The sequence below is a fragment of the Geofilum sp. OHC36d9 genome, from assembly GCF_052400685.1.
GTDB lineage: Bacteria > Bacteroidota > Bacteroidia > Bacteroidales > Marinilabiliaceae > CAZHHH01.
The window spans coordinates 1-15470 of sequence record NZ_JBQTGJ010000024.1 but is presented as its reverse complement, the minus strand read 5'-3'; the positions used below and the strand labels follow the sequence as shown (position 1 = coordinate 15470).

At 35.8% G+C, this 15470-nt stretch carries 15 protein-coding genes; all 15 read left to right on the top strand.

Features of this window, described 5'->3' with window-relative positions:
- Positions 1-303: 303 nt before the first annotated feature.
- Positions 304-762 (top strand): GAF domain-containing protein, encoded by a 459-nt coding sequence (locus tag ACT3CD_RS15710; RefSeq protein WP_444646609.1) that lies wholly within the window; start codon positions 304-306, stop codon positions 760-762.
- Between the two features lie 16 nt (positions 763-778).
- Positions 779-1504: an SDR family oxidoreductase gene (locus tag ACT3CD_RS15705; RefSeq protein ID WP_444646608.1), complete on the top strand. Its 726-nt coding sequence runs from the start codon at positions 779-781 to the stop codon at positions 1502-1504.
- A 3-nt stretch (positions 1505-1507) separates the two neighbouring features.
- A complete protein-coding gene (locus ACT3CD_RS15700; protein WP_444646607.1) occupies positions 1508-1867 on the top strand; it encodes a dihydroneopterin aldolase in 360 nt (119 codons plus the stop codon).
- A 24-nt stretch (positions 1868-1891) separates the two neighbouring features.
- The gene (gene folK, locus ACT3CD_RS15695; RefSeq protein WP_444646606.1) at positions 1892-2272 is read left to right on the top strand and encodes a 2-amino-4-hydroxy-6-hydroxymethyldihydropteridine diphosphokinase; all 381 of its coding nucleotides are present in this window, start codon (positions 1892-1894) and stop codon (positions 2270-2272) included.
- An 888-nt stretch (positions 2273-3160) separates the two neighbouring features.
- Positions 3161-3580, top strand: coding sequence for a hemerythrin domain-containing protein (locus tag ACT3CD_RS15690; protein ID WP_444646605.1), 420 nt, complete (start codon positions 3161-3163; stop codon positions 3578-3580).
- Positions 3581-3603: 23 nt separating this feature from the next.
- Complete coding sequence (locus tag ACT3CD_RS15685) at positions 3604-4326, top strand: aspartate/glutamate racemase family protein (RefSeq protein ID WP_444646604.1); 723 nt, start codon at positions 3604-3606, stop codon at positions 4324-4326.
- Positions 4313-4612, top strand: coding sequence for a hypothetical protein (locus ACT3CD_RS15680; RefSeq protein WP_444646603.1), 300 nt, complete (start codon positions 4313-4315; stop codon positions 4610-4612). Before ACT3CD_RS15685 ends, ACT3CD_RS15680 begins: the two co-directional genes overlap by 14 nt.
- A gap of 287 nt (positions 4613-4899) precedes the next feature.
- The gene (locus ACT3CD_RS15675; RefSeq protein ID WP_444646602.1) at positions 4900-5163 is read left to right on the top strand and encodes a DUF2024 family protein; all 264 of its coding nucleotides are present in this window, start codon (positions 4900-4902) and stop codon (positions 5161-5163) included.
- Positions 5164-5165: 2 nt separating this feature from the next.
- Positions 5166-6710 carry a PepSY domain-containing protein gene (locus ACT3CD_RS15670; RefSeq protein ID WP_444646601.1) on the top strand — a complete coding sequence of 515 codons (1545 nt, stop codon included), beginning with the start codon at positions 5166-5168 and terminating at the stop codon, positions 6708-6710.
- A gap of 317 nt (positions 6711-7027) precedes the next feature.
- Positions 7028-8281 (top strand): DUF438 domain-containing protein, encoded by a 1254-nt coding sequence (locus ACT3CD_RS15665; protein ID WP_444646600.1) that lies wholly within the window; start codon positions 7028-7030, stop codon positions 8279-8281.
- Between the two features lies 1 nt (position 8282).
- On the top strand, positions 8283-8801 hold the full coding sequence (locus ACT3CD_RS15660; RefSeq protein WP_444646599.1) for a DUF1858 domain-containing protein: 519 nt from the start codon (positions 8283-8285) through the stop codon (positions 8799-8801).
- A gap of 5 nt (positions 8802-8806) precedes the next feature.
- Positions 8807-9997, top strand: coding sequence for a DUF438 domain-containing protein (locus ACT3CD_RS15655; RefSeq protein ID WP_444646598.1), 1191 nt, complete (start codon positions 8807-8809; stop codon positions 9995-9997).
- Between the two features lie 61 nt (positions 9998-10058).
- Positions 10059-10538, top strand: coding sequence for a hypothetical protein (locus ACT3CD_RS15650; protein ID WP_444646597.1), 480 nt, complete (start codon positions 10059-10061; stop codon positions 10536-10538).
- Between the two features lie 591 nt (positions 10539-11129).
- Entirely contained in the window at positions 11130-13196 is a 2067-nt protein-coding gene (locus ACT3CD_RS15645) for a DUF3857 domain-containing protein (protein ID WP_444646596.1), read from the top strand.
- Positions 13193-15106, top strand: a complete 1914-nt coding sequence (locus tag ACT3CD_RS15640) for a DUF3857 domain-containing protein (protein ID WP_444646595.1) — start codon at positions 13193-13195, stop codon at positions 15104-15106. The genes ACT3CD_RS15645 and ACT3CD_RS15640 overlap by 4 nt, the downstream gene beginning before the upstream one ends.
- Positions 15107-15470: the final 364 nt, after the last annotated feature.

Genomic DNA, 15470 nt, shown 5'->3' with positions numbered 1-15470 from the left:
CTCAAACCCTGAAAATGTCGTAATTTCAGCCATTAATAATTTGGTTCTTATTGTTGGAAGAAATGTCATAATTTTGTTGTTTATCTATTTTTTGTAATTAAATCTATTTTTTAGTTTGTGATTTGTAGGCTACAGTTAAATGATGAACTGGTCAGAATTAAATATTTATTTACACTTATTTTTGATCCTTACATTGGAGGACGATTGTTTCTTGAGTATTTCTTCAGGCAAATGAAAACAAATTATAAACAGAAATAAGTTGTCCATTCGTTTTTTTGTTTCTCTATAAATATAGTTTAGTATATGGAAGATCGTAATTTGGCTCGGTATGAGCGTGTATACAAACAGGTTGCTGGTTTAATTTCAGCCACTTCGCATCCGATTACTCGTATGGCAACGATGGCTGCCTTGCTTCATCATAAAATGAAGGATTATTTTTGGACTGGATTTTATTTTTTAGAGGGTGGCGACCTGATTGTAGGGCCTTATCAGGGTCCGGTGGCTTGCCTGAAATTGAAAAAAGATGTTGGGGTTTGTTGGGCTGCAATTAATAGAGGAGAAAGTGTGGTGGTAGGTAATGTCAATGAATTTCCTGGTCATATAGCCTGTTCTTCGCTTAGTAATTCAGAAATTGTGGTCCCAGTGAAAGATAAAATGGGACAGATAGTGGCTGTTTTAGATGTCGACAGCCGGGCTTTTAATCGTTTTGAGGATTCTGATCGCCAGGGACTTGAAAAATTAGTGACATTAATATATCAATAATTAGAGAATTAAAGTAATGATGCATCCAACGGTTTTAGTAACAGGCGCTGCCAAAAGGGTTGGTCGGGTTCTTTGCGAACATTTTGCCCAAAAAGGGTGGAATGTGGTTTTGCATTATAATGAAAGTAAGAAAGAGGCGTTGGCTCTGGCAAAAAAGTTTTCTGAAGATTATCCTGATCAGAAGTTTTGTGTGGTTCAGGGCGATATGTCTTTGGGCGAGATTACAGCTCAAAAAATGATGTCTGTATTGCCTGAAGGTGTTTCGAAACTAGACGCACTGATAAATAATGCTTCGGTATTTGATCCCGGTGCTTTGGCCAAAACAGAGGGTGAACTGTTGAGACGTGAGTTTATCATTAATTTTGAGACGCCTTTTTTTTTAATGCGCGATTTTTATCTTAAATATAAATCTGGGGTTATTGTCAATATTTTGGATACACGGGTTCATAATGAGGACAGTTCATACGCTGCCTATTCGCTGGCTAAAAAATCGTTGATGCATCTGACCAAGATGGCTGCGTTGGAATGGGCGCCTGATATGCGCGTTAATGGTGTGGCGCCTGGTCCAGTGCTACCTCCTATGGGCAAGGACGATTCGTGGTTGAGTAATGTGGTGGCACAAACACCTTTAAAGAGAGCTGTTGGACTTGACAACCTCGTCAATAGTGTGTATTTTTTAATCACTAATAATTCAATTACCGGACAAATAATTAATTGTGATTCCGGCGCACATTTAATTTAAATTATGGCTGTTATTTTTATAAGAGATTTGTTGCTCCGAACAGAAGTGGGGTTCAATCCTCATGAGTTGGGCAAGAAACAGGATGTTCTGTTAAATATTGCCATTCACTATGGTCTTAGAGGTGAAGAAATAAGCGATAGTCCCGATGACGCACTTAATTATAAAACATTGTGCAAAGGGATTGTTCGTTTGGTGGAAGATGGCCATTTTAATTTGTTGGAGAGGTTGGTTAACAACGTGGCCGATTATTTGTTGTTAAATGAACGGATATTGAAGGTGGAAGTTACCGCTGATAAGCCACACGCATTAAGGTTTGCCCGAAGCGTTGCTTTTTCGTTGGAGAAGAAAAGAGAAATAGTTTAGTTGTTGTTGAATAAATTTTGATCCATGCGTGATAATTTGGTCGTGATAGGGATGGGATCGAACATTGAGCCTTATCTGAATTTTGCAGAAGCCATACAGCGCCTGACGAAGGCGTTGAAAATTATGAAATTGTCTTCTCTGCAAATAACAAAGCCTGTGGGCATCATCAATCAGGCCGACTTCATTAATGGTGCCTTGTTGGCTAAAACGGGGATGGATTATGCCGATTTAAAGCTTTTTCTAAAAAAAGTTGAAGACGACATGGGCCGCGATCGCTCAGCACCTAAATATGGACCCCGAAATATTGATTTAGACATTGTTATATGGAACGAAAAAGTGGTGGATGATGACTATTATTCCCGCGATTTTCTTAAAGAGGCTGTTGAGGAGCTACACATCTTTTAAGTGAAATTTTATTTTTTTCGTTACGCTCGCATTTAAAATGGTTATTTACATCGGTTAACTCACCTTTTTCAATCTTCGAATTCTCAAAAATGAAGATTTATTATTTGCCACATAATGGACTTTTTGACATAGGTGGCGCTTCCCGATAAATTTATTGATTATTATACCCTAATATTCCAACGGATATAACCATTACCAGTACAAATACTTCCCATAGCTTCTTTGTATTCATAATCGTTTGAGTTTAGAATTTATGTTCAAATGTATAATTTTTATAAAAAGACACTAGTATCTTTTTATAAAAATTATCTATCTTTGTTGAAATTAAAAAACAATAGTTATGAATATATATTCAAGAATTAAGTGTTGCGAGGCATTGTAAAAGTCAGCCTCTAAATGGCTCAGCTATTTGAGATAAACAGTATCTGTTTTGGCTTGTAGTAATGAGTTTGTTTGAGATTTGTAAAATAAAGGTGTTGATGTAGATTAATAATAAGGCTTACAAGAGAAGGCTAACTTTTGCTTTATGTTTGTCCTCAAAATTGCCATTAACGAAAGTAAACTCACATTTTAGAGGGGCAGCAAAACAAAATTAAAGTTCGTGCAGCCGATGAACCATCGTAATTATAGAGCAGGTATGTTTCTCCCGATCAGAGACTGTTTATAAAGTCCTCCTTTGGCGTTAGGCTTGTTTATAAAATGGTTCTTTACATCAGTAAACCCACCTCTTTTTAGAGCTACGCAGCCTTATACCTGAATTTTATAGCCAAACTCCCGACTTTATGGATGTTATCTAATTGTATTGATTCCTGGTAATATACCTGGAAGCAGATTATGCCTGACAAAACCAGTCATTTAAATTCGATTAAAACGATTAACTAATACGAAATGAACACAAATCGGTACAGAGAGCAGCACGAAGGTATTTTAAATGCCATTGAAAACGTTAATGGCAAGTTAAAGCCAGAGGTAATATTGAATAATGCACGCGAAATACGTTTATTAATTTCCGGGTTATTTGGGAAGTTAAAGTTTCATTTATCTATTGAAGATAAAGTGATATATCCCATTTTATTAAATCACGAAGATGTAAATATTGCTAATACAGCGGGAAAGTTTTTTAATGAGATGGGTAATATCATAGAAATAATAAATCTTTACGATAAGAAATGGTCTAACGAACATAAGATAAAAGCAAACGCAACTGAGTTTATTCATGACACCCAACAAATTCTTAAGAAATTGGTATTGCGTACCGAAATAGAAAATAAAGAACTTTATAAACTGGTTGATGAGTTAGCGTATTAAATTTCTACTTAAACTATTCTATAATGAAGAAAATAGGGATATTAGGCGGGTTAGGGCCGGAAGCTACCTCCGATTACTACAAAGAATTAATAAATGGTTTTAATGCATTAAATTCTAATGGAAGTCTGGATTATCCTGAGATTGTAATTTATAGTGTTACGATGTCAAAATTCATCGGTTTACTTGAGACGAATAGGTATGGTGAAGCAGCAGATTATTTAATACAATGCCTCAATGGTATTAAAAATGCGGGAGCTGACTTTGCTGTGATAAGTGCCAATACGCCACATTTATTATTCAGTGAAATTCAGGCAAAGGTTGATTTGCCGTTAATTAGTATTGTGGATGTTTGCGCTAAGGAGGCGCAATCTGTTGGCGCAAAAAGGTGCGGTTTGCTGGGTACCAAATTTACGATGAATAACGACTTTTATCAAAAGGTTTTTAGCGAATACAACATTGAAGTAATTGTGCCGGATGAACAACAAATTGAGTTCATTCATTCTAAGCTGTTTCAGGAACTTGAATTAGGCATTTTTAAAGATAAAACAAAACAAGAGTTACTTGAAATTGTCGCAGATATGAAGGAAAAACAACAAATTGATGCTGTTATATTGGGCTGTACCGAATTTCCATTGATGTTTACGGACGACAGTTATTGTGATTTGCCTTTCTTAAACACAACACGTATCCATGTCAATGCTATAATTAATGCGTGTTTAAAATCTGAAAACGATGCAAGCAAATAACATTTATTTACCGGTTAGTCCGGCTTTTTTTGAAATTGCCGACTCTTTAATGCAGCAAGTTGTAAGAGTTGTTTATTTTGGTGATAATCAATCGTTAGAAGAATCTAACGGACGATTTGCCGGTATTTTAAAAAACAATAAGGGTGAATTTCTGGCTATTGAATCAGATGAAAATGTCAGAATAGACAGGGTAATAACCATAAACGGAAAGCCCGGGCCTGCTTTTGATGAATATGATGCCTATGCCAATGCGTGTTTATCTTGTCAGGCGGGTTATGATGATTGATGATGGGAAAATAAAGACTGTAGAGAGGTTACGGTAATGACCTGTGTCTTTTGTAAAATAGTCAGCTTTTGGTCGCCGTATATTTTTTAGTATTCGATAATATGATTGCGAAGCCGGGTGTCCATTATCGAAAATATGAAACGTGCTTGAGAATAGTTTCCCGCAAAAGGGCATGACTATTATTGCGAGATTCATGTGGCAAACAAAAATAAATTACAGCGGTCTGAAAATGAAATAATGGAGGCTTTGAAATTTGTCTGCCGGATAATTAAACCTGAAGAATAAAAATGAAAATAGCAGTTTGGGATACATACGTACAACGGACCGATGGTAAGAAAATGCACTTTGATATTTTAGTACCGGAACAGATACGAGAGCCGGAAGTAATTTATCAATTTGGACATGATTACTTAAAAGGGAAACAGGTAAAATCAGAAATACTCTCTTCAAAAGAGTGTGCGTTTTGCCATATCGAAGAGGCAAGCCAGATTATGATAAAAAATATAGAGGCTAAAGGTTACCATATTGTTGAAATGGAAAATTGTGATTGATTATGGGGAATCCATCAGGTAAGTTAGCCAAAGTATATAAAAAGCTTCATAAGTGGCCGGGGCTTATTATCTCTGTATTACTATTGTATTACAGCATCACGGGTATCTTTATGAACCACCGGGAATTTTTTTCCGGCATTGATGTTAGCAGAACCATACTTCCTGACAATTTTCACTATCGCAACTGGAATAATAGTGCCTTAAAAGGAAATCTTATCATTAATAATGACAGCATTTTGGTGTATGGCAATATTGGCGTGTGGGTAACCGATTCTACTTTTAAAGATTATCGTTCGTTTAACGCTGGTTTTCCCAAAGGAATGGATAACCGCAAGATATTTGATGTGCTCCGTTCAGCAGACGGACACTTGTATGCTGCCACGCATTTTGGTTTATTTGCTTACAATGCAAAGCTAAAAGAATGGGTGAAGTTTGCTTTAGATGTAGATATTAAACGTTTTGTTGCTATTGAGAGCATTGAGGATACCATTTATGCGCTCAATCGATCCTATTTATTTAAGGGTTTGTCCAATGGAAGCCATACCGTATTTGAAAAAATAGAATTACAAAAACCATCTGATTTCCAAAATGAAGTCAGTCTGTTCAAAACCATTTGGCAAATTCATTCGGGCGAAATATTTGGTTTGCCCGGAAAACTTTTTGTTGATATGCTCGGGATCGTGACGATATTTCTTTCGCTTACCGGCATTATTTATTTTATTTTTCCCGGATGGATAAAAAGGCGTAAGGCAAAAACAAAGAAATCAACCAACATTATTAAAGTGAACCGGTGGTCCTTAAAATGGCACAATTATATAGGTGCATGGACTTTTGTCGCTTTGCTCATTTTGTTTTTTACGGGTATGTTTTTGCGTCCACCTTTATTAATTGCCATTGCCAATGCAAAAGTTGCACCCATAAAATATTCACACCTTTATCAGCCCAATCCGTGGTACGATAAATTAAGAGATTTGCTGTACGATGAAAACAGAAAAATTTTCTTATTGTCAACATCAGAGGGGATGTATTACATGGCTTTGGATGATTTGCAGCCGCTTTTTATTGAAATTCAACCGCCTGTAAGTGTTATGGGAATTAATACGTTGGAGACCTTTTCAAACGGGGCTTATCTGGTTGGTTCTTTTAGTGGTTTGTTTTTATGGCATCCATCACATCCTGACATTTACAACTATGCGCAGGGTAAAATATACCAGGGCAACCCTTCAGGGCGACCCATTGGTGATTATAAAATTACCGGGCATATTACTGATGTAGCCGGAAATCAATACATGGTAGATTATGACAAAGGCGTTATTCCATTGCATCATGCGCAGGTATTCCCTCCAATGCCTGAAAATGTACTGGATGAATCTAAAATGTCGTTATGGAATTTAGCGCTTGAAATACACACAGGCAGGTTTTTTCAGAGTTTAATAGGTGACTTTTATATTTTAATTGTTCCACTATCAGGACTGGCAAGTATTATGGTGGTTTTGAGTGGCTATTTGCTGTGGCGAAAACGATACAGGAAGAAAATTAAGGCGTAGGTTTGTTCGTGAACAAGGTCATATGGCAACTGAGAGACAAATTATAAACATATGAAACGAACATGAATTTTAGCATTCTAAAATACACTCAGGAGAATGATTAAAATTCATCGAGAGTTCCATATGACCATTGAAAGATAAATTTAAACATATGAAAAAGGAGACCGGAGAAATAGTCTTTTTTGTCCGGTAGATAAAATAGTGGTATTTTTTGACGACACAAGGTAATGAGAGCAATGTTGCTTTAAGTGTTTTTTGTAATGAGCTCAATACCCACAGAATAAGACAAAGCTTTTATCAATTTAAAACTTTATGCGATGAGTGAATTAATTAATAACTCGAGGTTTAGAAAAGATAAGTTAAAGGAACTCATTTTGAAGCTCCACGACGGGGAGTCAGCCAATGACGTAAGGCAACAATTAATTGAATCGCTCAAAAATATTCCATACGGCGAGGTGGTGGAAGTGGAGCAGGAATTGATGCAAGAAGGACTTCCGCAAGAGGAGGTGCTTAATTTATGCGATATTCATGGTTCCGTTTTAGAGGGTAATGTTGATTTAAGTGGTGCAAAGGAAGTTCCGCAGGGACATCCCGTGGATGTGTTTAAGCATGAGAATATTGCAATTAAAAATGTGGCAGTAAAAACCAGAGCATTACTGCAAGCTCTTGATGAGGTTCAAGCCGACGAATATGAGCGATACCTGCTGGCTCTGCAAGGCCTTTTTAACGAGTTAATGGATGTGGATAAACACTATAAACGAAAAGAATACCTTGTTTTTCCATACCTCGAAAAAAATGAGATTACAGGTCCTCCCAAAGTAATGTGGGGTAAACACGATGAAATTCGGGAGCAGTTAAAAGCTTGTATCGAAATTCTTAAGACGCCCGATTTAACCAGAAATGATTTGGCCGATTCGCTTGACTTACTTTTTTACCCTGCAATTCAGGGGTTGGTAGACATGGTGCAAAAGGAAGAAGAAATCCTTTTCCCTATGGCAATGGATGTGCTCACAGTTGAGGATTGGTGGAAGATTAACAAACAAACGCTTGAATTTGGATTTACTCTATACGATCCGCAAACAGAATGGAAACCCGAAGGTTTAATTAGTGAATTTGGCGATACTGATGAAACAGCAGTTAAGGATGACGGCAACATTCAACTTCCATCAGGCAGTTTTACGGCCAAAGAAATAATGGCTATTCTCAATACCATTCCTGCCGATATGACTTTTGTGGATAAAAACGACAAAGTAAAATATTTTACTCAGGGTAAAGAACGTATTTTTGCCCGTAGCCGCTCAATCATTAACCGTGATGTGCGTTTGTGCCATCCCCCCGGAAGCACCCATATTGTAGAAAAGATTATTGACGATTTTAAATCGGGCAGAGCCTCTCATGCGCCGTTTTGGATTCAAATGAAAGGCAAGTTTATCAAGATTGAATATTTTGCCCTTCGTGACGAGCATGGCGAATACCTGGGAACGCTGGAATATTCGCAAGACCTTACCGAAAACAGGGCTTTGGAAGGGGAACAACGTATTTTATCGTATGGTAAACCCAAAGAAGAATAAGATGGAAAAGCTCGTTATAACTCCCAAAACAAAAATATTCGATTTGCTCGAAGCCTATCCTCAGTTGGAAGAGCTGCTAATTGAATCGGCGCCACCGTTTAAGAAGTTAAAAAATCCGGTGTTGCGCAAAACCATTACCAGGATTACAAGTTTATCGCAGGCGGCAACCATAGGTGGTCTTAAAGTTGAAGTGTTGATAAACAAGCTGAGAGCTGAAGTTGGTCAATCCGCTTTGGATGGTTTTCAGGACGATAGTGGCAACTTTAACCGCGAACAACCTCATTGGTTCAACGAGGATTTGGTTACTGAGTCCATCGATATCAGAGAAATGCTTAATGCGGGCGAACAACCCGTGCACGAAGTGCTTTCGGCCGTAAAAAAATTGAGCGGGAATGAGATATTAAAGGTCATTGCCCCATTTATTCCGGCACCACTTATCGATAAATCATTGAGTTTGAATTACCAGCATTGGTTAAATCAAAAAGGAGAAGAGGAATATTGGGTATTTTTTAAGAAATAGATAATATGTCGGAATTTACAAACACAAAAGCAAAACGAATTGCAAAATTGATGGAGCTCTCGCATCTGCTGTTGAATACTGGGAATGCACAAAGTTTTATCAGAGAAAACGAAGGCTTCATTGATTCTGTTATACCTACCGATTTTATCACTCTTTTCGATGAACTGATTAAAGACGGACACCCAATGGAAGATATAAAAGTTCTTACAAATAAAGTGCTGAATATTTTTCATGCTTCCATCGAAAGCTATCAACGAATAGAACCCGCACCCGATTCTTTTTTGGGGGTATTGGAACAGAATAACCATGAAATGGAGCTGGTTTTAAACAAAATTCGCCCTGTTTTCAAAGCTTTTGTGAAGGATGCTAAAAACGCAATGCTTAAAAAGGAGTTGAAAAAACTTTTCGAAAAACTTGAAGTATTTGTGAAGCATTATACCATTAAAGAGAATGTGCTATTTCCCATGATTGAAAAAACATGGGATGATTATCGTTGTCTTCAGATTATGTGGTCTTTTCAGGATGATATTCGACGAAATATTAAAACTGTAATTAGCCAGCTTTCGTTGGAGGATATTGATTTAAAATCGTTTAATAGATATGTTGGCGACATATTCTTTAATATGCACGCCATCAAATTCAGGGAAGAACAAATATTGTTTCCTTACATTCTATCAACCATCAGCGAAAAAGAGCTCGACGCAATGAACCGTGAGGGTTTTGAAATGGGCTACCCATATATTAAACCGCCCAAACCTGTTTCACAGGAAGCCCGCTCTATTCTTGAAAATGGACAAATTAACCTCGGGACAGGCGCCTTGAGCGTTGAGCAAATTAAACTTGTTTTTAACCACCTTCCGGTTGACATTACCTATGTCGATGAAAATAATAAAGTGTGTTACTTCTCTAACCCTAAAAAACGAATTTTTCCGCGTACAACAGCTATCATCGGGCGCGAGGTCAGTAATTGCCATCCACCCGAAAGTGTACATGTGGTTGAGGAAATTGTAGAATCATTTAGAAAGGGAGAAAAGGAGAAGGCGGATTTTTGGATTCAAATGAAAGGCAATTTTATATTCATCCAATATTTTGCGGTTCGTGATGAGAAAAATAACTATCGGGGAGTAATTGAAGTTTCTCAGGAGATATCCGCAATAAAAGCTTTGGAAGGCGAAAAGAGATTATTGGATTGGTGAAAAATATAGATGAAGCCTGTGAAAGGTTGAATGGGATGCTTACTCATATTATATAATAATAATGAAACAGTTAATTGTTGGAATCTTATGTCTTACCGGCTTTTCGCTTCAAGCGCAGGTAACTTTTTTTATTGACGATGATATCTCCTTCCCGGACTTTAGTATTGGTATAGGTGATGATATTTCGTTCCCCGATATTAAGATTGAAATTGGATCGGAAGTAAGTTTTGAAGATTTTACTGTTGGTGTAACTTCAGATAAAAATCAGGCTCAATTTATTATTTCCAAATCACAATATTCAGACTATACCGTGAGAGCGGATGACGATATCCCTTTCCCTGATTTAAGAATTCTGGCTGGTGATGACGTTTCTTTTCCGGACGTGACTATTAAATTACAAAAATCGGGAACGGTTGACTATCTCGTTTATACAGAGAAGGATTTTATGACACTTGCAGATATGGTGATTGCTTTACTTCCAGTAATAAATCATGAAACAAAATTTGATTGTGAGAAAATTAATAACCTGTTTCATGAGTAGAAAATGTTGGTGTCCGCTTAAAAATTGGCGAATTGTTTAAAAGCCAATTGAGGCTATAGATATAGAAAAAGCAGGATTGGTGCTTCAGATGAAGCAGACAACTGAATTTGATATGCCGCCGGAATTAGATTCAGAATTTAAGGAAAATTCTGATTTTGAAATTGCTTTTTAAAACCCGATACCGGGAAGACAAAGAGGCTATCTCTTGCATTTCTTTCAGCCAAAACAATCAAAAAACCGTGAATCAAGAATCGGAAATAATATGGATAAAATATTCCGGGGAAAGGGCCTGAACGATTGTATATGCGGGCAGTCAGAGAGGATGCCCAACTGCGATGGTTCACATCGGAAATTAAAAAAAGACAATTAAAAAGCATCAGCTAAATACACTGAGACTCACATTTAACCATTTACAACTTTTATTCAATTTATTTGACAAATTTTAGAAAATTCGTACATTCAATGTCTGTTTTTACGGAAATTACCGGAAGACAATATAAATACAGTAATTAACTTAAAACAATCATAACGTTATGGGCACGTTGCCTGCATGTATAAAGAATAGTATCCAAAATTAAAAAATATAGAAAAATGCAACTTAAAACTAACCTGAAAATTATTGTCCTAATTTTATTAACAAACATTTTTTCAACTTGTTATTCTCAAAAACCGCCTGAAAAATTCGGAAAGATATCGATAGAAGCGTTTAATAATAATATTTGTCCTATCGACTCCAATGCTCATGCTTATTTTATTTTTGATTATGGAAATTCATATTTTAGATATGCCGATACCAAAATAAGCTCAGATGACGCAAAAAGTAGCCAAAAAGGGTTTCAATTATTTTTTTCACGGCATTTCAGAATAAAAATAGTTGATACCGAGGGTTTTTCCTGGGCTAATATTGAGATACCATTATATCACGATGGTGATGAAGAAAAAATAGTTAAAATTAAAGCGTACACTTATAATTTAGAAAACGATAAGATTGTAAAGATCAAACTTGAAAAAAAAGACGTATTTATAGAAGAAACAAATAAATACTGGACTACTCAAAAATTTGCAATGCCCAGTGTGAGGGAAGGTTCTATAATTGAAATAGAATATACTATTAAATCAGACTTTTATTTTAATATGCGGCCATGGTATTTTCAGAAAACGATTCCAATCTTACAAAGCGAATATCATGTTAGTATTCCCGAATACTTTAATTATCATCATACACAAAAAGGCTATTTCCCTATACAAAGGGAAGCGGACAGTAACCGTCGGGAAATAACCATTACCTATCATCAAAAGGCAGAAGGAACTGCTGTAAAAGAGCAGACTTATACTAACAGATATAATTATAGCGAAAATATTTATCATTATAGTGCCAAAGAAATTCCAGCTTTCCCTGTTGAAGGATATTTAAGAACCAAAGAGAACTATCTCAGTCAGATAGAATTTGAACTTCAGTCCACCAAATTTCCCAATTCATTAATGAAATATTATACAACAAGTTGGGAGAAAATAAATGATAATTTACTCGGTAATATTAGTTTTGGGAAAGAATTAAACAATGCGTCCCATCTTAAAAATGACGTAGAAACCCTGAAACAGCTTGATCAAACCGACTTTTTACTTTTAAATAGTGCATTCAATTTTATAAAAGATAAAATGGCATGGAATGGCTATAAAAACAAATATGCGACATCAAGTCTAAGCAAAGCCTATAAAGAAGGAACTGGAAACTGTGCCGATATTAATCTAAACCTGACGGTATTGCTCAGGGAACTTGGTTTTGATACATACCCTGTAATAATTAGTACACAAGAAAATGGCATTATACATCCGGCACATCCTTCAATTAGCCGGTTTAATTATGTTATATCGATGGTAAAGCTCGGCAACGACACATTGCTAATGGATGCTACAGACCCTTATTCAGAAATAAATCTGCTACCCATTCGTTGTCTCAATGATAAAGGCCGAATCGTAAACAATACAGGTGGCAGTTGGATCAACCTGATGGATTACAAGCCGTATTCAATTATTGAAAGTTTTAAATTAGATGTAAACAATGACTTTAGTATTAATGGAATTGACGAAATGGCCTTAAAGGGGTATGCGGCCTATCTTAAAAAGAAAATAATTAAAAAATACAACGGTATTACCGAATATCAATCATCTATTGAAAAAGGAAGTAATGATTACAAAATTAATGAATTGGAAGTGGTTGGGTTGGACTCTACGCAAGAAGATTTGAAATTAACTCTGAAATTTGTCCAGAATAATAGTATAGAAAAGTCAAACGATATTGCATTTTTCAAACCTGTATATCAACCATTTATTTCAAAAAATCCCTTTAAACTTGAAAAACGTGATTATCCCATTGAATTTGACTATCCTTATAATGTACGTCAGATTTATACGATCTCACTTCCTGAGAACTTTACCATTACTGAAATACCCAAACCTCTGAACATCTGTACCCCTGATGGTAAAATGAGATACATTTACAATATAACCCAGCTGGGTAACAGAATCTCTCTCTTTATAATGTTTTCCCAAAGTAAATCACTTTTTTTACCTGAGGAATATCAGGGATTGAAAAATTTTTATCAGATGATAGTTGATAAACAAAACGAACTGATTTTATTTAAAATATCGGAATGAAAAAATTAGCTCTTTTCTTAACCCTGACATTAGTTTTATCATTTATAGCACAAGGGCAGCATAATTACGATGTCGACAATATTTCAGATTCGTTAAAATTGAATGCAAATGCTGTTATTCGATTCCATAACACATCATACAAAAGAATTTCGGCTGAGAAATATACAACAGAGGTACATTATGCAATAACTATTTTGAATCCAAATGGCAAACATGCCTCTGAATTGCTCCTTTTTTATGACAGAAATTCGCGTGTGTTAGATATTAAAGGTTCCTTGTATAATGGGAAAGGTATTTTACAAGGAAAACTTAAGAAAAAGGAAATCAGTGACTATGCAGCAAACAATAACTACACATTGTTTAGTGACAACAGGGTAAAGTTTTTTAAACCGGCTATCACCTCTTTTCCTTATACCATCGAATTTGAATATGTAATTGAAAATTCAGGTATTGTTGGTTTTGACACATGGATTCCTCAGAAATGGTTTAATGTCTCGGTTGAAGCAGCAGAATTGTCATTTAGTGTACCCAAAGAGTACGATATTAAGTATAGGGAGTTGAACCATGATTATAACCGGGATGTTACACTTTCAGACAACTTAAAAGTTTATACATGGTCTGTAAAAAATCTTAAAGCGATACAATATGAATCACAAGCTCCAAATTATTTAGATTTTATGTGCGCTGTATTACTGTCGCCCAATGAAATTGTTTACGAAGGTAGTAAAGGTGATTTTTCAACCTGGCAAAGCTATGGGAAATGGACTACTGATTTAATCAAAGGCAGAGATGAATTGTCTGACGAAACGGTTCGATTTATTAAAGATTTGACAGATACCATTCCAACAAAAAAAGATAAAGCAAAGGCTATATACCAATATATGCAAAGCAAAACAAGATATGTGAATATAGCATTAGGCATTGGAGGATTTCAACCAATATTAGCCAGGGATGTGGATGCAAAAGGATATGGAGACTGCAAAGCCTTATCAAACTATACCAAAGCATTATTAAATTGTGCTGAAATCGGTTCGTATTATGCTGAAATTGGCACAGGGAAATATCAGGAAATTAAATTCACTGATTTTGCAAGTGCAAACCAAACCAATCATATCATACTATGCGTCCCTTTTGAAAATGATACTGTATGGCTTGAATGTACGAATCAAAAAATCCCTTTTGGTTTCCTTACGCCGGGAAGTCAAAACCGTTATGCGCTATTAATTAAACCCAACGGTGGTGAATTGGTTAAAACGCCTTCTTTTAATGTAAATCAAAACACTCGAATATCAAATGTCAATATTAAAATTGATACAATGGGAGACGCCTGTTTTGAGCTAAGTACAGAATATAACTGTAACCAATATACTGAAATATTTTCCTTACTAAACAGTTCTCCAAAAGAACAAAAAGATGAACTTCAAAAGCATTTGTCCTCGTCAAAAAGCATTAAAATTCAAGGCTTTTCGCTGGAAGATAATTCTAAAATAAACCCCAAAGCAAAATTGCACGCTAGAGGTGAAATTTACAATTATACCTCAAAGACAAATACAATGATTCTTTTCTCTGCTGATTTTTTTCACAGTAACAAATTTTTTGATTTTATTCCTGATAATAGAAATATGAATATCTATGAACCATATAGTTACTCATACATTGATACTTTGCGAATAGCCGTACCAAAGGGATACTCAATGGAATCTTTGCCAAATAGCGTCCAGTTTAGTTCTGTATATGGACAATGTTCCTATGAAGTTGAGCAAATTAGCGAAACAATAGTTATTGTCAGAAAACTATCGATAAACCAAGGCCAGTATAATTGTTCATTATTTGGTGAAATAAATGAATTCCTACAACATATTTCAGATTTTGAAAATAGAAAGATTATCGTATCAGATCACACTCATTGAGGAAGAACAAGTAACCATGACTGAAAAGGGATTCGATTCTGTGGCCAAAGTCGAATTATTAGAAATAAAAGAAAACCTTAGTAAAGTCGGAATTGGACAGCAAGCGGTATAAAGGCAACAACCCATGCCAATAATTTGTTGGATGAGGTTTACAGGGAAGCTTCCAATATGGCCGATCTTCTTTTGGGGCTATATGGAAAAGAGCGCGAGATTGTTAAGAAAATCCGAAAATTTAGAAAGTAAAACCATTAGGGCTGTTTTTCGCTGTAACTGGGGCGCACGACAATCTGTCATATTCTGAAATAGCTTGACGTAAAAAGTCAAGTAAAATGAAAAAAAAAGGAATTGCCATGTTAACAAATAG